General features: G+C 55.9%; 5 protein-coding genes. 2 read left to right on the top strand and 3 right to left on the bottom strand.

What is annotated here, in order from left to right; genetic code table 11:
* Positions 1 to 352 (bottom strand): hypothetical protein (locus tag A3714_RS18225; RefSeq protein ID WP_231867842.1); only part of this gene is annotated, 352 nt, incomplete at its 3' end.
* A 120-nt stretch (positions 353 to 472) separates the two neighbouring features.
* Here A3714_RS18225 and A3714_RS09860 point away from each other — a divergent pair.
* Positions 473 to 952, top strand: coding sequence for a helix-turn-helix domain-containing protein (locus tag A3714_RS09860; RefSeq protein ID WP_063509626.1), 480 nt, complete (start codon positions 473 to 475; stop codon positions 950 to 952).
* Positions 953 to 994: 42 nt separating this feature from the next.
* On the opposite strand, the gene A3714_RS09855 is transcribed toward A3714_RS09860, so the two are convergent.
* On the bottom strand, positions 995 to 1414 hold the full coding sequence (locus A3714_RS09855) for a helix-turn-helix domain-containing protein (protein ID WP_156493007.1): 420 nt from the start codon (positions 1412 to 1414) through the stop codon (positions 995 to 997).
* 89 nt (positions 1415 to 1503) lie between these two features.
* On the bottom strand, positions 1504 to 1848 hold the full coding sequence (locus tag A3714_RS09850) for a hypothetical protein (RefSeq protein ID WP_063509628.1): 345 nt from the start codon (positions 1846 to 1848) through the stop codon (positions 1504 to 1506).
* Positions 1849 to 2801: 953 nt separating this feature from the next.
* Between A3714_RS09850 and A3714_RS18410 the strand changes: the two genes are divergently transcribed.
* On the top strand, positions 2802 to 2963 hold a 162-nt coding region (locus tag A3714_RS18410), incomplete at its 3' end, for a helix-turn-helix domain-containing protein (protein ID WP_369817825.1).

The following is a 2963-nucleotide window of genomic DNA, read 5'->3' as shown; positions in this document are numbered from 1 at the left end:
AGGTGATGCAACGGCGGTTGAGCCACTGGCGAGCGTTCTTGAGAAACCGGGCAATGTGGTATGGCCTCCAATCCTGATCAGCGGCGTAAGTCAGAGTGATCATCGCGGCGCAGTAGCCAGATGGAATGGTGTCCTGATGGATGCTCGCAGAGGTGGTTACGGCCTTGGACATCTTGCGGAGACGTGCATCGTGCACATTGATCGAGAACTGGCCGTCCTTGAACTGGGGGAACGTGTCACTTGTTGAATTATTGACAAGCCCAGAGGGCGCGCGGGGTGTGCGCGTCCTCGCGTCCGCATCCCCCTCCCGCACGCCTACTGATTGATACGCATAATGTATATCTGGACTCATTAGAAACCCTGTCAATCACCCTGTAGAGGGAATTTAATTGCCCCTTTAGAGCCAAGTCAATCCTATGGAGTGAAAATATGGGTTATATTTGCCCTCAAAGCACAAATGAGGGTTACCAGAATGGCTCTAGGAGAGAATTTAAAGCGCCTGAGGAAGCTTGCAGGGTTAACTCAGGGGGAGCTGGCAGCAGTAGCAGACATGAAGCTGGGGCACATATCGAAACTTGAGCGCAACGAGACTGATGCCAAGGTATCGACCATCCATAAACTGATGGAAGCACTGAACTGTAGCGCCAACGATTTACTGCACGTGAAAGGTGAAGCCGGACTGTCTCAGATGCTGGAACGAGCTATATCAGCTGCAGAAGTGTTACCAGCGAGAGACAAGGCAACATTGCTAAGTGTGGTTGAACGATTTGTCCTGGCATCGCAGATAACAGCCGTGGTCAGAAGCACCGGGACCGTGCCGGAGACGGTGAGCATGTCGATTGAAGCGGACCTGATGGCCGAAGACGCCGAAGGGGATCTGATCGATAGGCTGGTCAAGGAAGAGGAAGAGGCCGATCGAAATGAGGCGTATCTGGAAGGGAGAGGGTATTGAGTCCCACCCATGGGAATAAGTGGCGGTGTTACAGGGTCGCCACTATAAATCCTCAGTACGGTCTGTCGTTGCGCGGGCCAGATAGAACCCGTCATTGGCGGGAGCCAGCAAGAACAGGCGGCGTTCAAGTCGCTTGATCCGGGCCTTCATGGCCTGAACCTGAGCTGCTTGAAAGAGCAGGGCGTTCAGGTCATGAGGCAGGAATCCTCGCTTGTAGCCTAATGGGTTACGCATCTCACCATCATAGCCAATTTGCCAGCCATGCCAGCGCTGATGAATCTCGCCCAAGTGGCCAGCACGGATAGCAAGCAGCTTGATCATCAGAGGGTTAACCGGAACCTTGCCTGACTCTTGGCGGCGAATGGTCGACTCATGGACACCAAGGTACTCAGCGGCCTGAGCAACAGTCATGCGGCACTGGATGCGGCGAAGCTGGTAAAGCGGGTTATCGAAGTCAGGCATAAGCGTCCGGGCCTGCCCACAGACCAGCCCACCGGCCTCCGGTGAGTCCGCTTCGCTCCCTCCGGCCCGTGGACTGCTATGTGGACAGGCTACTGTTCGGTTACCTCGGAAATGAGCAGGGCGCGGCGGTCGTCCTGTGACTCAAGGCGGATCAGGGAAAGGTGGTAGTTACCCCTGATCGACAACTCGAGACTGAGCGCATGGGACAGGCCAGAGACAGTCTCAGCGAGCTGATACAGCTCATCATCAGAAGCGGAGTGGATAGGCCCGATACGCAGCAGGGAATCAGAAGCATCAGTGATGCAGGAGCGGGCGGACCGAAACAGCAACGGAGCCGTATCACGGGGGTAGAACGGCGTTGGTTCGGGGTCGTCCTTGTTGGCAGTGATGCGTGAGAGCTGAAACTTCCAAAATCGGACCAAGTTGCTGTTCATGGCTGATGCTCCGGTTGTGTAAATACTGAAAACCACATGGCGATGACCTCAGCGGGCCATGACTCCCGGGCGGGAGCGACGGTAAGGCAACCGGGCCCGCGGGAAACGACTTGCCAGAACGACGGGAACCAGTCGCCGGTCTCACGGAGAACCCAGCCACCACCGGGGGCACGCTGGGGACGATCTGACGGCGAACAGGAACGGCGGACGTATGCCGGGGAAAGGCGCCAAGCGCGGTAATGTCGGCCTGACTGACTGAAGCCACCAGCACCGTACATACGGGCGCCCTTGGGCAATCTCTGGCCGGCAGAGCCCTTGGAGGCATACTTGGCCAGGTATCCGACTGGACGGCGTGCGAACTCGATACGGGATGATCCGAAACGCCACCAGCCTGACTGGTCTGGCTTGGGGAGCCTGATGCGACGTGGAATCCAAAAAACGATGTGGTAATGAGGCTTGCCAGCCTTGGTCAGCTCGCAGACCCAGACATACTGGAAGGTGATGCAACGGCGGTTGAGCCACTGGCGAGCGTTCTTGAGAAACCGGGCAATGTGGTATGGCCTCCAATCCTGATCAGCGGCGTAAGTCAGAGTGATCATCGCGGCGCAGTAGCCAGATGGAATGGTGTCCTGATGGATGCTCGCAGAGGTGGTTACGGCCTTGGACATCTTGCGGAGACGTGCATCGTGCACATTGATCGAGAACTGGCCGTCCTTGAACTGGGGGAACGTGTCACTTGTTGAATTATTGACAAGCCCAGAGGGCGCGCGGGGTGTGCGCGTCCTCGCGTCCGCATCCCCCTCCCGCACGCCTACTGATTGATACGCATAATGTATATCTGGACTCATTAGAAACCCTGTCAATCACCCTGTAGAGGGAATTTAATTGCCCCTTTAGAGCCAAGTCAATCCTATGGAGTGAAAATATGGGTTATATTTGCCCTCAAAGCACAAATGAGGGTTACCAGAATGGCTCTAGGAGAGAATTTAAAGCGCCTGAGGAAGCTTGCTGGGTTAACTCAGGGGGAGCTGGCAGCAGTAGCAGACATGAAGCTGGGGCACATATCGAAACTTGAGCGCAACGAGACTGATGCCAAGGTATCGACCATCCATAAA

Source organism: Alcanivorax sp. HI0007, assembly GCF_001635525.1.
GTDB lineage: Bacteria > Pseudomonadota > Gammaproteobacteria > Pseudomonadales > Alcanivoracaceae > Alcanivorax.
The sequence above is the reverse complement of the archived record's forward strand: the minus strand, read 5'-3'. Positions and strand labels throughout refer to the sequence as shown.

Coding starts and splice junctions, on each gene's coding strand:
- A3714_RS09850 (WP_063509628.1), bottom strand. CDS start 1,848: ATGAACAGCAACTTGGTCCGATTTTGGAAGTTTCAGCTCTCACGCATC.
- A3714_RS09855 (WP_156493007.1), bottom strand. CDS start 1,414: ATGCCTGACTTCGATAACCCGCTTTACCAGCTTCGCCGCATCCAGTGC.
- A3714_RS09860 (WP_063509626.1), top strand. CDS start 473: ATGGCTCTAGGAGAGAATTTAAAGCGCCTGAGGAAGCTTGCAGGGTTA.